The following is a 23,066-nucleotide window of genomic DNA, read 5'->3' as shown; positions in this document are numbered from 1 at the left end:
GGTGTGAGGTTGTGCAGGCTGCCGGGCGCCGGGGCGGGCGTCTCGTCCAGGGACCGGCGCAGGAGGAGCACCGTGCCGCCCGCCGTGATCGTGGCGGTTTCGGGGACCAGGACCCCGTCCTCCCCCACCGGCTCGCCATTGACGAGGGTGCCGTTCGTGGACCCGCCATCGAGCACCCGCAGCCCGTCCTCCTCCCGGCGCAGGCGGCAGTGGTCCCATGACGCGCTTTCGGTCGGAAGGCTCAGATCGGCGTGAGGGGACCGGCCGATCAGCATCTCTCGCCCTTGCGGAACGTCAATCACGCCGCCGGTGCGCTGGCCGCCGGCGAGCGTCACGCTCCAGCCGCGCACGCGCTGCGGAATCTGCCACGGCGCCCGCGAGATGCGGCTGCCCTCCAGGAAGATCAGCTCTGAGACGGGGGTGGAACCACGCACCTCGGCCTCGTTCACGAACACCGCCTCATCGGGTGCCAGGCGCGGGCCACCGGAGGCCTCCACGAGGTCTGTCAGCGTCGTGGCAGGCGCGGCGTGAGCCACGTCGCACTCAAAGCGACGCTCGTCCAGGTCGATCAGCACACGCACCGGGGCGCTCCTTCAGTGGGGGATGGTTCCCGCCCGCTCAGGGGCGAGCCGGGGGCGGGTGGTCAGGGGTTTGCCGGCGCCGGCACCCAGACGAGCCGCGGAGCGGCCTCATCCGGCGGGCGCAGGCCCAGATCCTGAGGGGAAGCGTAGACCGGGATTGCCTCCGCGGTCAGCGCCGCGGAGCGCGAGAAATCCAGCGCCGGCCCGGCGAGGCCGTCACCAGGACCGAAGGACATGGTGCGCAACGCCGCGCCGACCTTGGACGGCTCGCCGCTTCCAGCCGACGCGGCCGCCCGTACGAGGGCGACGACGGCGTCGTGGCTGCGTGAGTCCGCCGCCCATGCGTCGGCGGAAAACGCGGCATCGCCCGTCAGGTTCTTGACCTTCGGGTCACCGGACGCCAGGCGCACGGCGGACAGGAATGCGGACATCCCGCGCCCCTGGGCGTCCTGCTGGAGCGCCGTGGCATCGCCGCCGGCCAGGGCAACACTGACCAGCTGCCCGGAGGCGGCGCCGTCGAGCTCGGACAGCGTGGAGGCGAAGGCCGGGGCAGTGGCGCCGTCCGGAATGACCACGGGGACGGACACGTCGCGGGCCTGCAAGGCCTGAACCAGCCGGGCCAGCCGCTGCGGGGTGGCGGCCGAGACAACCACGGCGTCCGCGGGCTCGGCGACCCTCGTGGACCCGGCGCCTGCTGGGGCGTCCTCGGCAGGAGGGCGCAGCTGGTCCCCTGTTCGGATGGCGGCCTCCTGGGCCAGGTCCATCACCGCGTCGAAGCCATCGAGGTTCAGCGTCTGTGAGATCCCTACCGAGGCAGGGACCTCGCCGCCGTCCCCGACGAGCAGCACCCTGTTCTTGCCGTTCAGCGCGGTTCGAAGGGCGGCCGCGACTGATGCGCCCGACGGCCTCGTGGTCCAGGTGGCCTGCGCTGGGTCCGACGGTTCGGCGTAGGGCAGGATCGCCGGCAGGCCGAGCTCCTCGGCGGCCTTAGCCGCGGCCCGGGCCGGCGCACCCGTGGTCGCCACGACGACACCCGATGCTCCCTGTTCGGCGAGCGCGTGGACGGCGGCGCGGGCGCCATCTTCCGTGCCGCGGTCGTTCTGGGCTACGAGGGCGACGGCGGCGCCGCCCTTGGCAAAGCGCTGTGCGGCGACGATCGCGCCCTGTGCTGCGCGGTTGTACTCGGAGCCGGGCTCGCCGGACTGGCCGAGCGTGAGAACGACGCCGATGGAGAAGTCGTTCGGCAGGCCCTCGGCTTTCAGCGCGACGGGAACCGTCGCGGCTACCGGATCGGGCCGTGAAGCCTCCTTGGGACGGCTCAGCGCCACAGTCGTCAGGGCGATCGCAGCCGCGAGTACGACAGTGATGCCCGCGACGATCAGGGTCGTGAGCCCGGTGCGGGAGCTCATGCGGTGCCGCCGATCTTCAGTGTGTACAGGGTCTGCGACGTGGCGCCGGCCGGCACCTCGAGGTGGAACGGTGGCAGTTCGTCGACAGCGGTGAGTGAAGCCTTGAACTGCGCCTGGCGCAGCAGCAGCCCCGCCACGTCCCTGGAGCGGATATTGGCATAGCCCTCAGCGTTCTGCGATGCCAGTGCCAGCTGATAGTCGGCAGTGTCGGCCTTGGCGGCGCTTGTGGCCATGGAGCCGAGCAGGCCGGATCCGTTCACCGAGCGGTCGCCCAGGTCGAGCATCACCTTGGTGAGGCTTGAGGACAGGAGGGCGCTGGCGCCCTCGACGTCACGGGTTGAGCCGGACGTGCTGGAGGCGATGTTCGCGAGCGAGGACTGCGTGCTCTTGTCCAGGGATGCGGCCAGCGCGTCGCTCTGCCCGCGCAGTTCGTCCCGCTGCTTATTCACCGTGCCCTCGGCGTCGTTCACCACCTCGTCCGACGTGGACTTCAAACCGGAGATGGAGCGGTTGAAGGCCGTGATCACGGCGTCGGAGCCCGCGTCGCCGATCTCGGCGACACGGCGCACTTGCTCGTCCACGGTCTTGTAGACCTCGGCGGCGGTCTCGGCCGAGACCTCGCGGAGGGACTCCTTGATCTTGTCGCCGAGCCCGTCCTGCTGCTCCTTGAGCTTCGCGAGCGTCGAGCCCACCCGGCCGGAGGAGTCGATCGCCTTACCGAGCGCGGCGTCCAGGGCAACTAGTTCGCGCTTGTTGCTGTTGACGTCGCCCGTGGCGGCGCCATCGAGCGCCTTCGTGGCCTTGTTGATGGCGTCCAGCTTGGCGTCGATGTCGTCGATCGCTGTCCCCAAAGTGGTGAACGCCTGGCCGATCTCCTCGTCCGGGGCGGTGGTGTCGGTGGCCGCCAGAACCGCGTCCCAGGCGGCCGTCTGGGCCTGGATCCGATCGTCCAGCGGGTCCTTGAACCCCAGCGGCGGGCGCAGTTCCTGCGCCGGGTTGCCGCTTTCATCCGTGGGCTCGCACGGTGCGGACGTCAAGTAGGAACGCAGCCGCTCCGCCTGCTCGGCGGACAGTCGGCCCTCGCGGGGCAAGGCGCCGTCGGCCATCTTGCACAACTCGTCGGCGAGCCGCTGCGTTTGCTGCGTCATCGAGCCGTTCAGCAGCGAGCGGTCGCCCAACTCGCCCCGGGCGTTCTGCGCAGTCTTCTTGATGTCGCCCAGCTTCTGCCGCAGGCCGTCGATGCTGCCGCGGACCGCAGCGGCTGCGTCCCTGGTCGCGGTGACGGAGCCCCGGGCGGACTTGATCGCTTCTTCCACGTTTGCAAGGGCAGTCTTGTAGTCTTCGGTGGTCTCGGCGCCGTCGAGGACCCCAGCGAAATCGGCGCGAACCTTTTCCAGCGTGACGGCGGCAGCCTCCTGATCCTTGATCGCGCCCTCGACCATCTGCGGCTGCAGGTCCGCCACGAGCTCGTCGCCCTTCGTCACCAGGCCCAGCAACGCACCGGTGACGGTCACGGCAGAGCCGTAGAGGGAGCATGTCATCGAGCCCTGCTCCGCGCATTCCTCCGCGGTGGGGTCCTCGGGGCCCATGGTGGCCTTGATGGCGCCCGCGACGATATCCCGGCAGCCCGCGCTTACCTTCGCGTAGGCGTCGAGCTGCGAGGCCATGGTCTGGATGCTGGAGTAGACCGTGGCCGCCTTCCCCGATTTGGGCACCTCAGCGGTGCAGCCGTCACCATTGATGGGAGCCGTCGCGGGCACGGCCGAGGTGTCGCCCAGCATCGCGTCCACGGCGGCGACGGTCAGCTTCAGCTGGGACGCAGTGGTGGACTGCGTTGACTTCGTCGCGGCCTCCAGGTCGGCGCCGAGAGTCTTCAGCTGCTCCTTCAGGTCCACCATGGTTGCGGCCAGGGCCGTGGAGTTATCGCGCAGCTCGCCCGCCGTCTTCGCACCCAGGGTCTGAGAGGTCTCCTGCAGGTTCTGCCGGACCTCGGTGATGGTGGATCCGGCCTTGGTCAACACGGTGTTGACGTCCGAGACCAGTGAGATGGTGCGGCGTTGCAGCCCCATCTCGGAGCCCGCGCCGGAGGAAAACGCGCCGGCGAGCACACCGTCCGCGCTGAGGTCGGTGTTGAGGCCCGGCTGGACCGCCACGTCGAAAGCAGGGACCTGAAAGTCCTTGACCTCAGCAACGAGGCGCAGCGTGGTGCTTGCCCCGGAACGCGGCGGGGCCAGCACGGTGGCCCACTGCACCACGGTGGCACCGTCCTCTGTGCTGCTTAGGACGCCGTTGGTGCCCGTTCCGCCGTCCGTAGAGCCGGCGGTGACGTCGTCGGCCCGTACATCGGCGAGTTTCGTTGAGGCGGCGATAGTCAGCGGGGCGCCGACGAGGGCGGTATCGGAGCGGGTTTGGCCCGCGGCATCGTACTCGATGACCCGCGGCCTGACCGTGAGGTTCTCCAGAGTCAGGTCGATCTCGACCGGCCCGGTGTGGCCTTGAAGCTCGGTGAGGTCGGAGCCGGACTTGTCGCCGGCCCGGTACTGCAGGCTCACTCGCACCGGCAGTTCGCCCACCGCCTGGGCGGCGTCGTACTTCGTGTCCGCTGCGGAAGAGTCGCCGGCCGCTGACACGGAGATAGTGGTGCCTTCGATCGTCTCAACCCCGGCGGCCGGGGACATGCCCACGCGCACGCTCTGCAGGAGCTTGACCGGATTGGACACCGACTCCGGCTCGGGGGCCGGGCCGCACGACGTCGTCGCGATCAGCCCCAAGCCGGCAAGGAAGGCGCCCAGCGCCCGGCCGGGCGCGATGCGGCGCCCCGGGATGTGCTGGTGCGTGGTAGTCCGTCTGGACATGATCGTCCCCTCTTCCGTTCATGGTGCCTTCAGCATGATACGGGGTTTCACTCGCGAATGGACTAATCGCGGCTTGCATTTGTCATGCGCATGACATGGACGGTCATGTCCCGCTGTCCTAGTTTTTCTTTTTGTTGGATTTATTGACGTGTGTTGGTAGCGTCGGCACCGTCTGGTCGTCGGCGGTTACGTGTCCGGCGGAGAAGCGCTTGTCTCTTGGGAGGAATTTCTATGTCGCGTGTGTTGTCTACTGAGCAAGCGAAGGCTGCGATTGGGCAGGTGCAGTCGATCATTAACGGTGGTTTCACGGATCAGATCTCGGCGCTGGATGCGCAGGGACGAGTTTTGTCAGACCCGAATATTTGGGATGGTCCCCTGGCTGCGCAGTTCCGAGGTTCTACGTGGCCGGAGACGAAGGCTGCTTTGGACAAGGCCAAGGAGGAACTCGAGCAGTTGCGGGGGCAGCTGCAGAAGATTTCGCAGGACATCTTCTCTGCTGGCGGCGGCGCCTGAGCCTGTATGTGATTGCGTGAGGGCCAGGTAGTCGCGCCGCTCTGGTGAGTGGGCGGTTACCTGGCCGATGCACGTTTGATGGTTTGTTTTTCTGTTCCAGTTCTTGTTCTGTGGGGGGCTTTGGTTGTGACCGATTTCGTTGAGGTGCCGCTATTGCCGGCGTCGGATGCTTCTCATGGTGGGCGGTTCAGTTATGCCGTGGCCGAGGCGGTGCAGTCGGTATTTGAATCGGCGGCGTCAAGGCTTGAGGAGCAGTCGGGTTCGCGGACATCGTACGTCGCCTCGGCGAAGGAGGACTTCAAGGGGCACTTCTCGGAGGTTTTCGAGGCCAACGCTGCCACGGCGAAGAATGACGCGAACGCGTTGGTGTCGGCGTTGCGGACGGTGGCCGGATACGTCGGGCAAATGATCGACGCCGGGCATGAGGAGGACGCCCGGCGTGAGAAGAACAACGAGTGGGTCCGGCGGCATAATGACCGGAATCTGCTCGAGCAGGCCGGTGATTTCTTCTTCGGTGAGGAAGAACGGCCGGGCGGGGAACCGGGGAAGGCTCCGATGTTTGCCCCGGCCGATGCCAGGACGGGATCGCGGAATACCCCGGCGCCCGGTGGCGGGTACGGGGGCGGGACGTCCTCGGCGCGTCCGGCTCTTCTGCGTTCCTTCGCGGCAGGTTCGCGGGGCCTGGACGACGGTTTGGCGGCCGAGCCGGGCTCGTTGCACGGGCAAATGTCCTCCTTCGCGTCTGCTTGCTACTGGGGTTCAATAGACGCGTCCGGAGTGATCACCGCATACCGGCGGTACTTGCAGGCGAACGAGAACGACGCGAAGTGGGCGGTAACGGTCGCGGACGCGTTTGCGGCCGCAGGCGGCGAGGGAAACATCTCGACTCTCTCGGATGCGGCCGTGAATGAGGCGTTGGCAGCGGCTGGCGTGAGCGCCAACCGGTCCGGGTTGGTCATCGATCCGCCGACGGCGGCGGGCGCGATGCCCACCAGCGGGTACGCGAATGATCCCGTGAACACTTCGACAGGAAACTTCATCGAGCCAGAGTTGGATCTGGGGTTCGCGGGGGTTTCCTCGAATCTGTTCTTGTCCCGGATGTACAACTCGCTGGCATCGGGTTTGGAGATGCCCGGGGTGTTTGGTCCTGGGTGGGCCTCGGTTCTGGACCAGCAACTCACAGTCTCGGATGAGGGCTGCCGGTGGGTGATGGCTGATGGCCGCGCCGTGGACTTTCCCCGCGAAGGCACCGGATGGGGCCGCGGTGTGGGAGAGAATTACTGGCTGACCCGCGAGCCCGTGACCGCACCTGACCTCACGGAGTTGAGCTCCCTGCCTGACGGTACGGTCGAGCTCCTGGTGGTCCGGGACAACCAGGGAACATGGTGGGCTTACAGCCTGGCCGGCGTGTGGCTCGGTGCCGGGTCAGGGCCTGGCCGGACGGTGTCCGTTCTTCGGGAAAGGCCAGCCGACGGCGGTAGTAGCGGACTGGTGACCCGGCTGGCGCATGTGCGCGGCCGGTTCCTCGACGTCGACTATGTGGACGGGCTCGCTGCCGTTGTGAGGGCCTCCGACGGGCGCCGGGTGGAGTACGAGTACGACTCCGGTGGCAGGCTGACGCGCGTGGCAACCGAACTGGGGGCGCGCGCCTACCGGTGGAATGAGCAGGGCCTGATCGACGCCGTGGTCTCGGCCGCGGGTGTTCTCGAGGCGGAGAACACCTACGACGAACTCGGCAGGGTTGTCCTGCAGACCTCCCAGCATGGGCGCCGGACCAGGTTCGCGTATCTGCCCGGCCGGGTCACGGTCGTTTCGGATGAGGACGGTACCCGGTCGAACTCGTGGATCGCCGATGCGAAGGGCCGCCTGGTCGGCGTGCTCGATTCCCATGACCAGCGGCAGTCCATGGCCTACGACGGCCACGGAAACCTGGTGTCGTTCACGGAGCGCGACGGGACGGTCACGGTGCACGCCTACGACGGGCGGGGCCGGAAGACCCGGACCGTGACCCCGGAAGGCGCGGACCTCACCTACGGCTGGGATGAGCAGGACCGCGTCACCACGCTGGTGACGGAGTCCGGGTCGGTCGTCTCGTATGAGTATGCCGATGAGGTGTCGCGGGACCCCTCGGTGATCCTGGACCCGCTGGGCGGGCGTACCGAGCTTCAGTGGCGGAACGGGCAACTGGCCCAAGTAGTGGACCCGGCCGGAGTGACGGTCGGCTTTGAGTACGACGGGTTCGGGGACCTGGTCTCGACCCGAAATGCAGTGGGGGACGTCGCGAGGATCGTCCGTGACCACGCGGGCCGCCCGGTCACGGCCATCAGCCCGTCGGGCGCTGAGACCCGATTCAGCTACGACGCCGCGGGCCTGCTGGTGCGGCGCGAGGACCCGGACGGCACCGTCTGGTCCTTCGAACACGATCATGCGGGCCGGACCGCGGCGTTCGTCGCCCCGGACGGCGGGCGGACCGAACTGGAGTACGCCGTCAACGGTGAACTGGTCCGGACAATCGATCCGTTGGGCCGGGCCATTGAGCGGGTCTTCGACGAGCTCGGCAACGTCACCGCCGCGGTGCTGCCCGACGGTGCCCGCTGGGGCTTCGTCCATGACACGCTTTCCCGGCTGGTCGGGATCACGGACCCCGCCGGCCATGACTGGGTGCGCGAGTACGACAAGATCGGTGCCCTGACCGCCGTCGTCGACCCGACCGGAGTCCGCACAGACGCGACCGCGGACCGCAAGGCCGGGACGGCGACCCTGACGGATGCGTTCGCGTCCTCAACGTTCAGCTTCGATGAGTACGGGCGCCCTACGCAGGTCCAGGGGACGGACGGCTCCGCGGAGCTCGTCTCCTATGACGCGGCGGGCAACCCGGTGGAGCTGGTCGACGGCAACGGCGGCCTGACGGTCCTCGGCCGGGACGTCGCCGGCAAGATCAGCTCGATCACCTCCCCCACGGGCGCGGTCACCCTCTATGAGTACGACACGTGCGGGCGGCCCTGGAAAACCACGGACCCGCTCGGTGCGGTCACGGAACTGGCCTACGACGCCGACCAGCGTGTCACCGCCCGGACGCTGCCCACAGGCGAAGTCGAGACCTTCGAGTACGACCCGTGCGGACGGCTCCTGTCCCGCCGCACCCCCGGCCAGGGCGTTTCCCGGTACGGCTACGACAAGACCGGACGGCTGACCTTCTCCCAAGACACTTGGTATGGCACCCGCCGGTTCAAATACAACACCGCCGGGGAACTGACTGAGACCGTCAACGGCGTGGGCGGCCGGACCCGGTTCGAGTACGACGTCCGCGGGCGCCTGGTCCGCATCACCGATCCCCTGGGCGGGGTGACCACCCGCACCTACACGGCTACGGACCAGGTTGATTCCGTGACCGATCCGCTCGGGCGGGTGACCACGGCCACCTATGATCCTGCGGGGCGGCACCTGTCCCAAACCGATCCTGACGGGCACACCACCACCTGGACTTATGACCGGGCCGGCGGGGAGTCCTCCACCTCGTTCGACGGGAAGCTCATTGCCGGCGTCGAACGCGACCTGATCCGCCGCCGCGTGATCATTACCGATTACACGGGCGCTGACGGGCTGGCTGTGGAGCACGAGCTGGCGTATGACCGGCGCGGGCAGCTGACCTCCCGCACCCGCGGCGGCTGGGGAATGTCGTGGGAGTACGACGCTGACGGGAACCGTACCGGATTCACCGACGTGCACGGAACCACCACCACCTACGTCCGGAATGCCGCGGGCCGGGTGACCGCTGTGAGCAACCCCCGGCTCGGGGAGGCCGTGTTCACCCACGACGCCTCGGGGCGTATCACCTCCGCCACCGCCGGGGACCTCGTCCAGGAGTGGTCCTACCGCTTCGGGAGCCTGTCCGAGCACAGCCGCACGGACCGGACCGGTTCGGGCGAGGCTGATGTCACCCTGATTGGCCGGGACGGGGACGGCCGGATCACGGCCCTGACCCGCGCGGGTGCCGTGACCCGCTACGGGTACGACGGGGCCGGCCAAACGGTCTCGGCCGCCACTACCCGGAACGGGGCCCCGGAGTTCCCTGCCTCCTCTTCGGCGTGGGTGTACGACGCCGGCGGGCGTCTGGTCCGCGAATCCACCCCGGCTGGCTCCCGGGACTATGAGTACGACGCCGCGGGGCAGCTCCTCGCCGTCACGGACGCGGACGGCACCCGGACGGAGTATGTCCATGACGGCGCGGGTCGCCGTACCCGGCTGATCCGACCGGACGGGTCCTGGACCGAGTACGCGTGGGGTCAGAGCGGCCAGCTGAAGAGCGTTGCCGACCGCACGCCCGACGGCATGGAAACCTCCCGGCATGGGCTGTGGGTGGACGCCCTCGGCGAGCTCGCCGCCGTCGATGGTGTGGAGCTGTGGTGGGACACCGCCAACCCCATCCCCACCCTGGCCGGCTTCGGCGGTGGACAGGTCCTCTCCCTGCCCGGCGGCGTCACCGGGATCGGGGAGGCATGGATAGCGCCGGGCTGGCGCGCTACCCGGCCCACCGACCAGTCCGACCCCTGGACCGTTATCGGCGCGCCGACAGTCCCTGCCCCGGGTCCGGGTGGCACTGCCGGTGCTGGTGCCGCCGGCATGGGTGCGGTGCCCGGCCTCGCCGGAATGCTGCCGGCCGGGATCACCCTGACCGGCAACGGTGGCCTGGACGTCGCGGGCCTGGAATGGCTCGGGGCACGTGCGTATGACCCTGCCACTCGGGGTTTCCTCTCCACCGACCCCCTCTCCCCCGTCCTCGGCGCAGGCTGGGACGGCAACCCCTACGCCTACGCCGGCAACAATCCCCTCAACACCACTGACCCCACCGGGCTGCGTCCGCTCACCGATGACGAGCTGAAGGCCTACGACGGATCCAGCCGGGGAGCGTTCGCGGCTGCAGGAAACTGGGTCAAGGACAACTGGGAATACATCGCTGGCGGCGCCATGGTGATCGCTGGCGGGGTCCTCATGGCCACCGGGGTCGGAGGACCGGCCGGGATGATGCTCATCGCAGCCGGCGCCGACACGATCATCCAGAAAGCCACGACCGGCGGGGTGAACTGGGGACAAGTTGCGGTCAGCGGCGCCCTTGGCGGTTTCGGCGGCGCCAGTATCGCCGCCCGCGCTGGATTGACCGGGATGAAGGCAACCCTCGTGGCCGGGGCTAGTTCGGGTGGCATCAGTGGCGGCATCCAGGGCACCTACGGCTACTACAGCGGGCCCGGGCCCCACACTATTTCAGGCGCCGTGGGAGCGACCGCCCAGGGAACGGTGTTCGGCGCGGCCACGGGCGGTGCCGGTGGCGCCGCCGGACACAAGCTCGGTCAAGCAGCCATAGCGAAGCTCACCGTCCGTCCTGGCTCCGAGACTGTGGCGATAGGTCGGTGGATGGCGGGGCGTGTGACTCCCTATGCCGATACGCATGGGTATGGGTACTACTCGGGTACACCTAACTGGATCCACAAACCAATGGAGGCATTGGCCGCACGCGCAGGGAAGGATAGCTTGGCGGAGGGAGTGCTCGGGCGAGCAACGACATCGGTTGATGAATTTTTCAACAGGGCTTGGATCAACACTCAGATTAATTCGGGTAAGGACATCGTCGATATTGGCGTGGATCTAGATTCAAACTTCTATCAACTGGAGCGGAAGGCGGTCGATGGGTATTCTGGATATTCGCGAGACTTTCAGCCGAACAGCGATTTACGTGTTGCTGAGTCTCTCAGTCGACATTGACGAACAGATCTGAAATGGGAGCAAATATGGGAGAGACTCTGCCGGTTCATGTTAGGGCAACTATTGTAACCAGGAAACGCCCTTCACTTATTTTTGGTAGAACCTACTATTCATACGACGTCCGATTCCAGGATGGCAAAGTTGAACAGGACGTGAACCTCGATGCCGTGTTACAGGGCGCCCGTTACCCAGCTGATTACCATACGGTAAAAGAAGGCGCGCAAGCAGTGGCCGGCGACGGGGCCCCGGGCGAATGGGTGGACTATCCGTATGGCCGGCCGCTTCGCGACTGAGGGATAGAACGGCAATTGGCGATGCCTCGGACCGAAGGGGGCATACACGTCGAGTCAAATCGCTGCGGCGGGTGGTTCGTGAAGGGCAGTGGCTACGTCACTGGAATTCGCCGTGGTGAATGATGGTACGAGTTCTGGCCCAGGGATGAAGCTGCGAGTGGCGGGTTCACCGACAAGGACCTCAGGTTGGGGAGAAGCCGGAACTGCTGTCCACGAAGGGATGACCGCACCGCAGACCTGGTTGGATGGCACGATTTATCCAGGCGGAACTACCCAAGTCTATGTTTCAGGTGCAAGGACCGCGGGAGAAATTCTCAAAGAATGGAAATTGGATTAGACGTGGGCACTAACATAGATACCCTGACACTCGATATGCTCAGGTTCGCGAGTCTGCTGAGAATTGTGGAGCTCCCCAAACTAGCTCAGAATTACTCTGATCTCGCGGTAAAACTTCGCGCTGATTCGTCAACTCGGGCTGTGAATGAGGCGCGAGAGTGGGTCTCTAGGAGCTTTGGGCAGGGCAGCAGCAGTCTCAGCGATCGATACGTTTATAGGAACGGATCAGTCGATGATGTTCTCAACGCTGAATACGAAGAACTTCTTCAAAAACTCACCGATTTTGCTAATGGCAGTTAGAAATGCTCGGGAATTATGTGCTTATCGATGCTGGATCTGAAGTTCGACGAACTCCCCCAATCTGGTCCTCTCGCGTCGTGCAGTAGGAGCCTTCGCTCGTCAGCCCGCGACGCACCTCGTCCCGCACCGGATCCGCAACATGCAGCCTCCGAGCACCATAGCTCGTGTCGGGTGGCGCCAGGTGGCTCTGTCGGCTTCGGTGGCGACCAGCACCAACGCGGACTCGGATGGTGGGCAAAACAGGCCTAGAAAGGGTTGGCTGTTGTGGCAAGAAGAGCTGAGCATCCGGTGAGGAACGCTCTGATGCGAGTAAGCGGAGCCGTAAGCCCGCTAAGCAGACCCGGGAAATCGCAAAAACGGAACGCTGAGGCCACCAACGAGGGTTCATGGGCGGTGTTGGTGCGGTCGGCATTGGCTAATTTCTTCAGAAACCCGAAGGCATCGTCGTTCGGTACGGAAGGCTGACTGGAGCGAGGCTGAGGCAACACGCCTGACTGCACATTGGCTAATGGGCCGTGGTTCCTTGACCCGTATTTTTTGGCATTCGACTGGTCTCCTTGCTGTGGCATCACGATGCAAGATGTGGATCGCTATCGCTATTGGTTTCGCAAATTTACGCGCGTATCGTTGGCTATCGTTGTATATCGTTCACGGTCGTCCAGAGGAGAGCATGATGCGCAGTTCTAACCCGGCAGGCGGATTTCGCGGCAACAATGTCGACGGCATGTGGCAGGCCGTAGAGGAGTTGCGTTCGAGGTTCGAGAAGCGCTCGGGATCCCGGGCGGGGCGCGGCGAGGTGCGCTCGGCTGTGCTGGCACTGCTCGCCGAGCGGCCGATGCACGGCTATCAGATCATTCGTGAAATCGAGGAGCGCAGCGGCGGGACCTGGAAGCCCAGCGCTGGCTCCGTCTATCCAACCCTCCAACTCCTGGCCGACGAGGGCATTATCCGTGCTGAGGAATCCAACGGCCGCAAGATCTATTCCCTGACGGAGGCGGGCCGCGAGGAGGTAGCGGGTGCCGGCATGTCAGCGCCCTGGGAGTCGGGTCCAGCATCGGGCTCGGGGTTCGCGGCGCTGCCCAAGGCGGGCGTCGAGCTCGCACATGCCGCCTCCCAGGTGGGACGCACCGGGACGCCGGAGCAGGTGCAGGAAGCCGTGGCGGTGCTCGATGACGCGCGCCGCCGGTTGTACGCGATCCTCGCCCAGGGCTGACGGGGGTGACGTCGGTTCGCCGGGACCGGGCAGCCACGGTCCCCGGCGCCGGGAACCACCGGGCCCGTTACCGCCGCATCCTACGTTTCGCCGCGTGGCATCTCGCGGTGACCTGGTGGTTTGAGCTGCTCCTCCCCCGCATCGGGCTGGTGAGGATTGCCGAGCGCACCAGGGCGAAGAGGATGCGGCGCTTCGCGCAGCGCTTCCATGCGCTGGCGGTGGACCTCGGCGGCCTCATGATCAAAGTCGGACAGTTCCTGTCCTCCCGGCTCGACGTGCTGCCGCCCGAGATCACCAAGGAACTCGAGGGGCTGCAGGACGAGGTGCCTCCGGTTTCGTTCTCCGCGATCCGAGCCCTCGCCGAAGCTGAGCTGGGCGCGCCGCTGGAGCGGTTGTTCGCCTCGATCGAGGAGACACCGATCGCGGCAGCGTCCCTCGGGCAGGCGCACCGGGCCAGGCTTCGCCCGGACGACGCCGCCGACACCGGTCTCGACCGCGTGGTTCTGAAAGTACAGCGGCCGGGCATCAACGACATTGTCGACGTCGACCTGGCGGCACTGCGCAAAGTGGGCGGCTGGCTCAGCCACGTACGCCTGGTGTCAGATCGTGCTGACATGCCCGCGCTGGTCGAGGAGTTTGCGCAGACCAGCCTTGAGGAAATCGACTACCTGAATGAGGGGGCGAACGCGGAGCGGTTCGGGGTCGATTTTGCCGATGACGCCCGGGTGGAGGTGCCCGGCGTCGTCTGGGAGCGAAGCACCCGCCGCGTGCTCACCCTCGAAGACGTGACAGCGATCAAAATCACGGACTCGGTGGCGCTGCTGGCTGCCGGTATCGACCCGGCTCAGGTCGCCCCGGTTTTTGCCTCCGTCATGTTCGACCAGATGTTCACCACCGGGTTTTTCCACGCCGATCCGCACCCGGGCAACATTTTTGTCACGCCGGCTACGGATCCATCCGCAGCGCACCCCTGGAAGCTGACCTTCATCGACTTCGGCATGATGGGCGAGATCCCGCCGAGCACACGCAGCGGTCTGCGGACGCTGCTCATCGCGGCCGCTTCGCGTGACGGCAAGGGTCTGGTGGCCGCCATCCGGAACGTCGGTGTGCTGGTGCCTTCGGCGGACACTGTGGAGCTTGAGCGGGCAATGACGCACCTCTTCGCCCGATTTGGCGGGATGGGCTTCGCCGAGCTTCGCGAGGTCGACCCCCGGGAGTTCCGGGAGTTCGCGGTGGAGTTCGGTGACACTGTCCGGTCCTTGCCTTTCCAATTCCCGGAAAACTTCCTGCTCATCATCCGGGCCATGTCACTGACGTCGGGTGTGTGCAGCTCGCTGGACGCCCGGTTCAATCTGTGGGACTCGGTCGAACCGTATGCGGCGCAGCTGCTGCGCGACGAGCGCGGCAACATCGTGCAGGACGTTGCCCAGCAGGCGCTCGATGCCGCCGGGATGGCGCTGGGTCTGCCGAAACGTCTGGATGGGCTGCTAACCCGGCTCGAGGACGGTTCACTGTCGGTGGCAAATCCGCGCCTTGAGCGGCAGCTGGGACGGCTTGACCGCACGGCGCAGCGATCGGCATCGGCGCTGATCTTCGGCGCCCTGCTGGTTTCCGGCTCCGTGGTCCGCGCGGATGACATGGTGCTCGGCAATGTCCTGATGATCGCGTCTGTGCTTCCGCTGCTGCATGGGGTGTGGGTGGGGCGCAGCGGCCGCTGACCGAGCCGGTGACGGGGTTTGTCGCGCCCGGAACATTGGGGTCCGCTGCCGGGGGATATCATCAAACCGTGAAGGAAGGCCAGCCTTTTCGTCCTGCGAACCCAACCGAAACCCCCGGCCCCGTCCCCACCGGGCCCAACCCCACTTCCTGGAAGTCCTCGATCCTGAACTGGAGCGGCGCTCTCGCGGCGGCCGCCCTGATAGTGGTCCCGCTCTGGATGCTGCTCAGCAACCCCGCCGTCCTCGGGGGCCACCCCGCCCTGCCAACTCTTCTGGTGGCCGCCGTCGCGCTGGGGATTCTGTGGGCGCTGATTCTGGTCAGACGCTGGTTGCTCGGCGGCAAACAGCAGCGTAGCGGTGACATTTCCACCTGGCAGTTGGTCCGCGGGATCGCAGGCAGGCTCACGGTCCTCGGTTTCGTGGCGGCGCTGATGTGGCTCAGCCCGTTCCCCCACCAACCCGACCGCGGGAAGACGGTCCCGGCCAATGGACCCACCGCGACCGCGCCAGCCGGGTCAAGGGCTGTAGAAGACGCCACTTCGATCACCCTTGCCCCGGCGGGCAAAGCCACCACGGGTCTCGTCTTCTACCCCGGCGCCAAGGTCGACGCGCACGCCTATCAGGACCTGCTGCAGCCGCTCGCGGACGCGGGTCATCTAGTCGTCATCCTGAAAGTACCCCTTGGCGTCTCCCTGCTGGACACCAACCAGGCCCGCGCAGCCATGGACCGGCATCCCGAAATCGATTCGTGGGCCGTCGGTGGTCATTCGTTGGGCGGCGTGAGCGCATCATCCTTCGCGGCGTCGAATCCCGACGTCTCCGGGCTGCTGCTCTTTGCTTCGTACCCCGCAGAGAACATGGCGGACGCGCAGGGCCTCCCGGTGCTCTCCATCTCCGGCTCAAACGATGGCCTGAGCACGCCGGACAAGATCGCGGCGTCGAAGTCCCTGCTCCCGCCAACCACCACCTACGCAACTGTTGTGGGCGGCGTGCACGCGTTCTTCGGTGACTACGGTGAGCAGCCCGGGGACGGCGAGCCGGGCATCAGCCGCAACGAGGCGCAGCAGCAGATAGTTGCAGAGTCGCTCCGCTTCATGGACCGGCTCAGGGCTTCCGGCTAGGAATCGAGCATCCCCAGCTCCACCGCTACGCACCGCCAACCGCTACCGGCCCGCGGCGTACCCCTGCGCACCGCGCGGATTTGCGGCAGCCTGCAGGACCCCGGTCTCAGGATCCCGCACGACGGCGGACAACCGCCCCAGCGCCCAGTCACCAGCCCGGCTGACCACATGCCCGCGGCCTTCCAGCCCCGCGATGACGTCCTCACCGAGCCGGTCCTCGACGACGGCGCCGCCGGGCTCCCAGGTGCGCGGCCAGAAGGACCCGGGCATCGACGTCGTATGGAACGTCGGTGCGTCGATGGCCTGCTGCGGCGAATACCCGCCCACGATGGTCCGCAGCAGGTACGGCAGCTGCCACTGGTCCTGCTGGTCGCCGCCGGGCGACCCCAGCGCGGTCACGGCGTGGCCGTCCCGCAGCACGAGAGTCGGCGTCAAGGTGGTGCGCGGGCGTTTGCCCGGCGTCAGCGTGGACGGCGTCCCGGGTTCCAGCCAGGTCATCTGCAGCCGGGTGCCCAGGCAGAAGCCCAGCTCCGGGATCGCCGGGGACGACTGCAGCCAGCCGCCGGACGGAGTGGCGGAGACCATGTTGCCCCAGCGGTCCACGACGTCGATATGGCAGGTATCGCCGCGGGTCTCCCCCGCGGATGTCACGGTGGGCTCGCCGACGCCGAGTCCGGCCGCGGCGGCATGGCCCGCGAGCGCCCGCGGCGTGTAACTGGTGCGCAGTGGTGGCCTGTACGGCTCCCGCCCGGGGACGGTGCCAGGCCGGAAGTCGTGGGACGCCCGCTCCGTGATCAAGGCACGGCGGCCGGCGCAGTAGTCCTCCGAGAGCAGGTAATCGAGCGGCACGTCCGTGTCGCCGTAGTACGCCTCCCGGTCCGCGAGCGCGAGCTTCTGCGCCTCCAGGACGGTGTGCGCCCCCAGCTCGGTGGACGGATCAAGGAACCGGTCCTCGAAACCGGACAGGATGGCCAGGGTCTGCAGCAGCGCCGGCCCCTGGCCCCACGGCCCGGTCTTGGCAATCGTGTGGCCCCGGAACTCCACAGTGGCGGCCGCCTCATACCCGGCTTCGAATCCCGCGAGATCGTCCAAGGCGAGCACTCCGCGGTGATCCGTGCCCGAGGAATGCCGGTGCGGGGACTGAACCGACTCCACCATGGCGCGGGCCACGAACCCCTCCCGCCACTCGCGGCGGGCCGCATCAATTCCCTCCTCGCGGGTGGATTCCCTGACTCCGGCCTGCACGAGCCGTTCCAGGGTGCGGGCATAGGCCGGGTTCCACACCAGCTCGCCCTCAACCGGGACTCGGCCGCCCGGCATCCACAGCTCAGCCGACGTGGGCCAGTGCGCCTCGAACAGCGCGGACACGGCCGCGATGGTGGTTCCGACCCGGCCGAGCACCGGGTGGCCGTCCCGCGCGTAGCCGATCGCGAAGTCCAGGACCGAGTCCAGCTCCCACGTCCCATGGTCACGCAGCAGCAGGAGCCAGGCGTCGACGGCGGCAGGCACCGCGGCGGCCAGGGCACCCGATCCCGGAACGAGGTCCAGGCCTTCGGCCACGTAGTGCTCCACCGTGGCCCCGGCCGGCGCCGGGCCCTGCCCCATCAGGACTATGGGCTGCTCCGGCCGGTCCGCGGTGACGAAGATCCCGGTCATGTCTCCGCCGGGCCCGTTGAGGTGCGGCTCCACCACATGGAGCACGAACGCTCCCGCCACCGCGGCGTCGAAGGCGTTCCCACCGCGCTCCAACACGGACTGGGCCGCCGCCGTCGCAAGCCAATGCGTGGACGCGCTCATCCCAAACGTGCCCTGCAGCGTGGGGCGGGTGGTGAACGCCTCCGGGCGTGTGAACGGTTCGCTCACGGCGCGCGGACTATCACCGAAGACTTCTGTCACCACCGTGTCAGCCAAAGAGGGCCGCCACGCGGGTGAGGGTCTCATAGACGCCATACGCGAGCGGCACGCCGACAAGCGCCCAGGCGATGACCAACCTCCCGGTGGACGGTGTGACGGAACTCTGTGCACTGCTCATTTCAGCCCTCCAAGGCAGGTTCTTCGGACCGGACGCGGCCAGGACGTGGTTCGTGGAATCGTGCGTCCACCGGCGTGACCAAGAGGTTCGCCACGAAACCGATCACCAATAGCCCCACCATGGTCAGCAAGGCGGGCTGGTAGGACACGGCGTTGAGCGCGCCGGGCTTGCCCTGCGCGTCCAGGAAAGCGTTGACGATCAGCGGCCCGGCGATACCCGCCGCGGACCAGGCCGTCAGGAGCCGGCCGTGGATGGCTCCGACCTGGAACGTGCCGAAGAGGTCGCGCAGGTAGGCGGGGGCCGTCGCGAACCCACCACCGTAGAAGGAGATGATGACGAACGCGAGGGCCACGTAGAGGACGGTGGACGTAGAGCCGGCCAGCGCCAGCACGGTGTAGAGCACGGCGCCGACGCCGAGGTAGACCATGTAGATGCGCTTGCGGCCGGTGACATCGGAGGTGGCGGACCAGGCAAAGCGGCCGGACATGTTGCCGATCGAGAGCAGCCCCACGAAGCCGGCGGCCACCGCGGCGCTGGCCAGGGACGTGCCGTCGGGCTGGCGGAAGAAGTCCTGGATCATCGGAGCGGCCTGCTCAAGGATGCCGATCCCTGCCGTGACATTGCAGAACAGGGCGATCCAGACGAGCCAGAACTGCCTGGTCTTGACCGCGTTCCGGGCGGAGACGTTGTCCGTGGTGACCAGCGAGGCGGCCTTGACCTTTGCGGGGTCGAAACCTGCCGGTTTCCAGCCCTCGGCCGGGACCTTGATGGTGAACGCGCCGAACATCATGTAGGCCAGATAGACGACGGCGAGGGTCAGGAAGAGCTTGCCCACCGACTCACCACTGGCCACCCAGCCCTTGGCCCCGGAGTTGGGATCGTACATTTTCAGCAGGGCCGTGGAGACCGGGCTGGCGATCAGGGCGCCGCCGCCGAACCCCATGATCGCCATGCCCGTGGCCAGTCCGGGCCGGTCCGGGAACCATTTGATCAGGGTGGAGACCGGGGAGATGTAACCGATCCCCAGTCCGATGCCGCCGACGACGCCGTAGCCGAGGTAGACGAGCCAGAGCTGGTGGCTGAAGATGCCCAGGGAGCCGATCAGGAATCCGCTCGCCCAGAACACGGCGGAGGTGAACATCGCCTTGCGGGGCCCGTTCCTGTCCACCCAGGTGCCCATGATGGCGGCCGAGAGGCCCAGCATCACGATCGCAACGGAGAAGATCACGCCGATCTCGGTCAGGCTCGCGCCGAAGTGCTTCACCAGCGCGGTCTTGTAGACGCTCGTCGCATAGGCCTGGCCGATGCACAGGTGCACCGCGAGGGCTGCCGGGGGGACGAGCCACCGGTTAAATCCCGGCGGGGCGATGGTTCGTTCGCGGTCCAGCCAACCCATAAGTACTCCCCCTGCTCGTCAACGACATCGGTGTCCAGCACATTGCGGAAACGGCCCTCTGCCAGGGCCTCTGACCGAGCTTCCGGTAGAGGGCCGTTGCCTCCGGCAATCATGGTGCAGATCGTCAGCAAACGTACTAGTTATGCGCCAAGCGGTAGGGAATCCGCGACGAACGGTGGTGCGGCAGCCGCACCCGGGCGCTACTTGCCCAGGCCGGCCTTCCGGAGCGCCTCGGCCATCGCGGTGTTGACGGGCGACGGCGTGGGTGCCTGCTTCTGCGGTTGCCTGCCCTGCGTCCGCCGGTCGGCTGCCGGTTTCCCGGACGGCTGCCTTCCGGACGGTTGATTCGACGGCTGGGTCGACGGCTGGGTCGACGGCGCTTGCGACGCCGGCTGCGACGTCGACTGCCGCGGACGTTCCGGCCGCGAGTCCGCACGACCGCCAGCCGGGCGGTCTCCGGCAGTGCGGCCGCCCGCCGCACGACCGCCGGAGGCCGGTTCGTCGTCGAGCCTGAGGGTGAGCGAGATGCGCTTCCGCTCCGGATCCGCCTCCAGCACCTTGACCCGGACCACCTGCCCGGACTTCACCACCTCACGGGGATCAGAGACAAAGCGGTTGGCCAGGGCCGACACATGCACGAGCCCGTCCTGGTGCACCCCGACGTCGACGAACGCGCCGAACGCGGCCACGTTGGTCACCGTTCCCTCCAGCACCATGCCGGGCCTGAGGTCCGAGATCTTCTCGATGCCTTCAGAAAACGCTGCCGCCGCGAAGGCCGGACGCGGGTCACGGCCGGGCTTCTCGAGCTCGGCGATGATGTCCTGCACGGTGGGCAGGCCGAAGGAGCCGTCCACGAAGTCCTGCGGATTCAGCGCCGCAAAGCTTCCCGCAGCGGGCGCTTTACCGGCGGCCGCCTTGATTTTCCGGGCCACGGGGTAGGCCTCTGGGTGCACGCTGGAAGCGTCCAGCGGCTCCGCTCCCCCGGTGATCCGCAGGAAGCCGGCGCACTGCTCAAACGCCTTGGCGCCCAGCCGCGGGACCTTCTTCAGCTCGCTGCGCTTGGCGAAGGGCCCGTGCTCGTTCCGGTACGCCACAATGTTCTCGCTCAGCAGCGGCCCGACCCCTGCCACCCGGCTCAACAGTGCGGGCGAGGCGGTGTTGACGTCCACGCCCACCGCGTTCACGCAGTCCTCGACCACCGCGTCCAGGCTGCGGTCCAGCTTCGCGGCCGTGACGTCGTGCTGGTACTGCCCGACGCCGATCGACTTCGGCTCAATCTTCACCAGCTCCGCGAGCGGGTCCTGCAGCCGCCGGGCGATCGAGACGGCGCCGCGCAGGGACACGTCCATGCCGGGCAGCTCCGCCGCGGCGAGCGCCGACGCCGAATACACCGACGCCCCGGCCTCGGACACCACAATTTTCTGCGGCTTGTTTTCTGCCCCGGAGGAGAGCTGCTTGAGCAGTTCGGCGGCGAGCTTGTCCGTCTCCCTCGACGCCGTGCCGTTGCCGATCGCTACGAGTTCGACCCCGTGCTTCGTGGCGAGGCCCACGAGGGTCCGCAGCGCCTCGTCCCATTTCCGGGCCGGGGCGTGCGGGTAGACGGTGTCCGTTGCGACCACCTTGCCGGTTCCATCCACCACGGCGACCTTGACGCCGGTGCGCAGTCCCGGGTCCAGGCCCAGGGTGGCGCGGTTCCCGGCCGGCGCGGCGAGCAGCACATCGCGCAGGTTCGCGGCGAACACGCGCACCGCCTCGTCCTCGGCGGCGGCGAACATCCGGCTGCGCAGGTCTGCCGTTAGCCGCGCCAGGACGCGCGAGCGCCAGGCCAGCTGCGCGGTCTGCAGCAGCCAGGCATCGGCGGCCCGGCCGCGGTCGGCGACCCCGAGGAACCTGGCCACGGCCGCCTCGTACCGGCCGCGCGCGGCGGTGAGGGCGGCGTCGTCGTTCGGATCAGCCTCGGCGAGATCCAGCTCCAGCGCGCCGTCCTTTTCTCCGCGCAGCAGCGCCAGGACACGGTGCGAGGGCATTCCGGCCGGCTGCTGCGAGAACTCGAAGTAGTCCTTGAATTTCTGGCCTTCGGCTTCCTTGCCTTTCTTCACCCGTGACACCATCCGGCCCTGGGTCCAGAGCCGTTCCCGGAGCGTGGCGGCCAGGTCGGCGTCCTGCGCAACGCGTTCCACCAGGATGGAGCGGGCACCGGCGAGCGCCGCGGCGGGGTCCCCGATCGAGTGTTCGGCGTTGAGGTACTTGGCCGCCTCGCGCTCCGGGTCCAGTTCGGGGCGCTTGAGCAGGGCGTCGGCGAGCGGCTCCAGCCCGGCTTCGCGGGCGATCTGCGCCTTGGTGCGCCGCTTGGTTTTGAACGGGAGGTAGATGTCCTCCAGCCGCGACTTCGTGTCCGCGCCGACGACGGCGGCCTGCAGTTCCGGGGTCAGCGCGCCCTGGGCGGCAATCGCCTCGAGGATACTCCGGCGGCGGTCCTCAAGCTCGCGCAGGTAGCGCAGCCGCTCCTCCAGCTCGCGGAGCTGGGTAGCGTCCAGGGTGCCGGTCGCTTCCTTCCGGTAGCGGGCGATGAAGGGCACGGTGGACCCGGCGTCGAGCAGATCCACGGCGGCCTTGACCTGCCACGGCAGGACGCCGAGCTCGCCGGCGATCTGGGCGGCGATGCCGGACTCCTGGGAATGCGGCATGCCGGTCTGTGCTGCGCCGGCCTTCGCGGACGGGCCGGAGGCGGGCGAGGCGGGGTTGACGGGTCGCTGCGGGTGTTGGGTCACCAAACCATTTTGCCCTACCCCGGTCAGCGGCCGGGCTCGCCTGAAGGCGGAAGGGGCTCCTGCACGTCCTGAACAACCTCGTTGCGGCGCAGGAACCACGGCTTGAACGGCGGATCAAAACGGGCGAATCGTGGCGGCCCGACACCCTTCAGCCCGGCCAGCCTGAGTGCCTCCTGGAGGCCTTCGTTTCGCCGTAGAAAGGCCGCCTCCGACCCGCTGCCCGAGAACCGAAGAGCGGCTGCCAAAGAACCCGGCAGGGTCCGGACTCTGACGTCGGGGTTGGCCGGGACCGGCGCCGTCTCCGCCGTCACCCCGGCGGGGAGCACGAAGGCGACGATGAAATCAGCGGGCTCTGCGCTTCCCGGAAGCGGTCCGCTTTGCAGGACCGGAGCGGTCATCGCCAGCTTTTGCGACCCAGGTTCCTGGATCACCGGGGCCGTCATCGCCAGCTTCCGTTGCGCTGTGTTGCTGCCGCTGATGTAGTTGAACAGGTGCCGGAAGGCGGCATTCCCGGCGCGGTCGAAGGTCGCATTGACCTCTATTTCCGCCACAGCGTACGCCGGATAGCGGCGCAGCTCGAAGTGCGCGTAGCGCTGGACCAGCTCATACGGTTGTTGTTCCGTCATAATCCTCAGACCCTACGCCGGTCCTACGACAGGAACCAGAGGCCCTTGCCTGGTTCCTGTCGCATGTTTAACTGTCAGAGGGCTTTGATAGCTTGAATAGCGGAGGGCACCAACAACGGGGCACCAACAACGGGGCACCAAC

14 protein-coding genes are annotated in these 23,066 nt (G+C 67.5%); 6 read left to right on the top strand and 8 right to left on the bottom strand.

Going from position 1 to position 23,066, the window contains the following annotated elements; translation table 11 throughout:
• From Y706_RS23680 to Y706_RS0104700, 3 genes are all read right to left on the bottom strand, one after another.
• On the bottom strand, positions 1 to 581 hold a 581-nt coding region (locus Y706_RS23680; RefSeq protein WP_043434805.1), incomplete at its 3' end, for an FHA domain-containing protein.
• Positions 582 to 643: 62 nt separating this feature from the next.
• Positions 644 to 1,990 (bottom strand): type 1 periplasmic-binding domain-containing protein, encoded by a 1,347-nt coding sequence (locus Y706_RS0104705; protein WP_028275665.1) that lies wholly within the window; start codon positions 1,988 to 1,990, stop codon positions 644 to 646.
• Entirely contained in the window at positions 1,987 to 4,845 is a 2,859-nt protein-coding gene (locus Y706_RS0104700; RefSeq protein ID WP_028275664.1) for a hypothetical protein, read from the bottom strand. Before Y706_RS0104700 ends, Y706_RS0104705 begins: the two co-directional genes overlap by 4 nt.
• 231 nt (positions 4,846 to 5,076) lie before the next feature.
• Between Y706_RS0104700 and Y706_RS0104695 the strand changes: the two genes are divergently transcribed.
• The 6 genes from Y706_RS0104695 to Y706_RS0104675 all read left to right on the top strand — a co-directional run bounded on the left by Y706_RS0104695 (position 5,077) and on the right by Y706_RS0104675 (position 16,099).
• Positions 5,077 to 5,358 (top strand): hypothetical protein, encoded by a 282-nt coding sequence (locus Y706_RS0104695; RefSeq protein ID WP_028275663.1) that lies wholly within the window; start codon positions 5,077 to 5,079, stop codon positions 5,356 to 5,358.
• Between the two features lie 198 nt (positions 5,359 to 5,556).
• Entirely contained in the window at positions 5,557 to 11,118 is a 5,562-nt protein-coding gene (locus Y706_RS0104690; RefSeq protein ID WP_028275662.1) for a DUF6531 domain-containing protein, read from the top strand.
• Between the two features lie 614 nt (positions 11,119 to 11,732).
• On the top strand, positions 11,733 to 12,047 hold the full coding sequence (locus Y706_RS29130; RefSeq protein WP_162159061.1) for a hypothetical protein: 315 nt from the start codon (positions 11,733 to 11,735) through the stop codon (positions 12,045 to 12,047).
• Between the two features lie 673 nt (positions 12,048 to 12,720).
• On the top strand, positions 12,721 to 13,260 hold the full coding sequence (locus tag Y706_RS0104685) for a PadR family transcriptional regulator (protein WP_028275661.1): 540 nt from the start codon (positions 12,721 to 12,723) through the stop codon (positions 13,258 to 13,260).
• 5 nt (positions 13,261 to 13,265) lie between these two features.
• Positions 13,266 to 14,978 carry an ABC1 kinase family protein gene (locus tag Y706_RS0104680; RefSeq protein WP_028275660.1) on the top strand — a complete coding sequence of 571 codons (1,713 nt, stop codon included), beginning with the start codon at positions 13,266 to 13,268 and terminating at the stop codon, positions 14,976 to 14,978.
• A 68-nt stretch (positions 14,979 to 15,046) separates the two neighbouring features.
• Positions 15,047 to 16,099: an alpha/beta hydrolase gene (locus Y706_RS0104675; RefSeq protein ID WP_253906688.1), complete on the top strand. Its 1,053-nt coding sequence runs from the start codon at positions 15,047 to 15,049 to the stop codon at positions 16,097 to 16,099.
• 42 nt (positions 16,100 to 16,141) lie between these two features.
• On the opposite strand, the gene Y706_RS0104670 is transcribed toward Y706_RS0104675, so the two are convergent.
• From Y706_RS0104670 to Y706_RS0104650, 5 genes are all read right to left on the bottom strand, one after another.
• Complete coding sequence (locus tag Y706_RS0104670; RefSeq protein ID WP_043434837.1) at positions 16,142 to 17,896, bottom strand: gamma-glutamyltransferase family protein; 1,755 nt, start codon at positions 17,894 to 17,896, stop codon at positions 16,142 to 16,144.
• 106 nt (positions 17,897 to 18,002) lie between these two features.
• Entirely contained in the window at positions 18,003 to 18,131 is a 129-nt protein-coding gene (locus Y706_RS30570; RefSeq protein ID WP_275450873.1) for an MFS transporter small subunit, read from the bottom strand.
• 1 nt (position 18,132) lies between these two features.
• Positions 18,133 to 19,527 carry an OFA family MFS transporter gene (locus tag Y706_RS0104660; protein ID WP_028275657.1) on the bottom strand — a complete coding sequence of 465 codons (1,395 nt, stop codon included), beginning with the start codon at positions 19,525 to 19,527 and terminating at the stop codon, positions 18,133 to 18,135.
• A gap of 200 nt (positions 19,528 to 19,727) precedes the next feature.
• Positions 19,728 to 22,214 (bottom strand): helix-hairpin-helix domain-containing protein, encoded by a 2,487-nt coding sequence (locus tag Y706_RS0104655; protein ID WP_028275656.1) that lies wholly within the window; start codon positions 22,212 to 22,214, stop codon positions 19,728 to 19,730.
• 107 nt (positions 22,215 to 22,321) lie between these two features.
• A complete protein-coding gene (locus Y706_RS0104650; protein ID WP_028275655.1) occupies positions 22,322 to 22,924 on the bottom strand; it encodes an SOUL family heme-binding protein in 603 nt (200 codons plus the stop codon).
• Positions 22,925 to 23,066: the final 142 nt, after the last annotated feature.

Origin of the sequence: Arthrobacter sp. I3, assembly GCF_000520575.1 — a bacterium.
Taxonomy (GTDB): Bacteria; Actinomycetota; Actinomycetes; order Actinomycetales; family Micrococcaceae; genus Arthrobacter; species Arthrobacter humicola_A.
This window is presented reverse-complemented; position numbering and strand designations above follow the sequence as displayed.

Coding starts and splice junctions, on each gene's coding strand:
- Y706_RS0104655 (WP_028275656.1), bottom strand. CDS start 22,214: ATGCCGCATTCCCAGGAGTCCGGCATCGCCGCCCAGATCGCCGGCGAG.
- Y706_RS0104695 (WP_028275663.1), top strand. CDS start 5,077: ATGTCGCGTGTGTTGTCTACTGAGCAAGCGAAGGCTGCGATTGGGCAG.
- Y706_RS0104700 (WP_028275664.1), bottom strand. CDS start 4,845: ATGTCCAGACGGACTACCACGCACCAGCACATCCCGGGGCGCCGCATC.
- Y706_RS0104650 (WP_028275655.1), bottom strand. CDS start 22,924: ATGACGGAACAACAACCGTATGAGCTGGTCCAGCGCTACGCGCACTTC.
- Y706_RS30570 (WP_275450873.1), bottom strand. CDS start 18,131: ATGAGCAGTGCACAGAGTTCCGTCACACCGTCCACCGGGAGGTTGGTC.
- Y706_RS0104670 (WP_043434837.1), bottom strand. CDS start 17,896: ATGAGCGCGTCCACGCATTGGCTTGCGACGGCGGCGGCCCAGTCCGTG.
- Y706_RS0104705 (WP_028275665.1), bottom strand. CDS start 1,990: ATGAGCTCCCGCACCGGGCTCACGACCCTGATCGTCGCGGGCATCACT.
- Y706_RS0104660 (WP_028275657.1), bottom strand. CDS start 19,527: ATGGGTTGGCTGGACCGCGAACGAACCATCGCCCCGCCGGGATTTAAC.
- Y706_RS29130 (WP_162159061.1), top strand. CDS start 11,733: ATGGAAATTGGATTAGACGTGGGCACTAACATAGATACCCTGACACTC.
- Y706_RS0104685 (WP_028275661.1), top strand. CDS start 12,721: ATGCGCAGTTCTAACCCGGCAGGCGGATTTCGCGGCAACAATGTCGAC.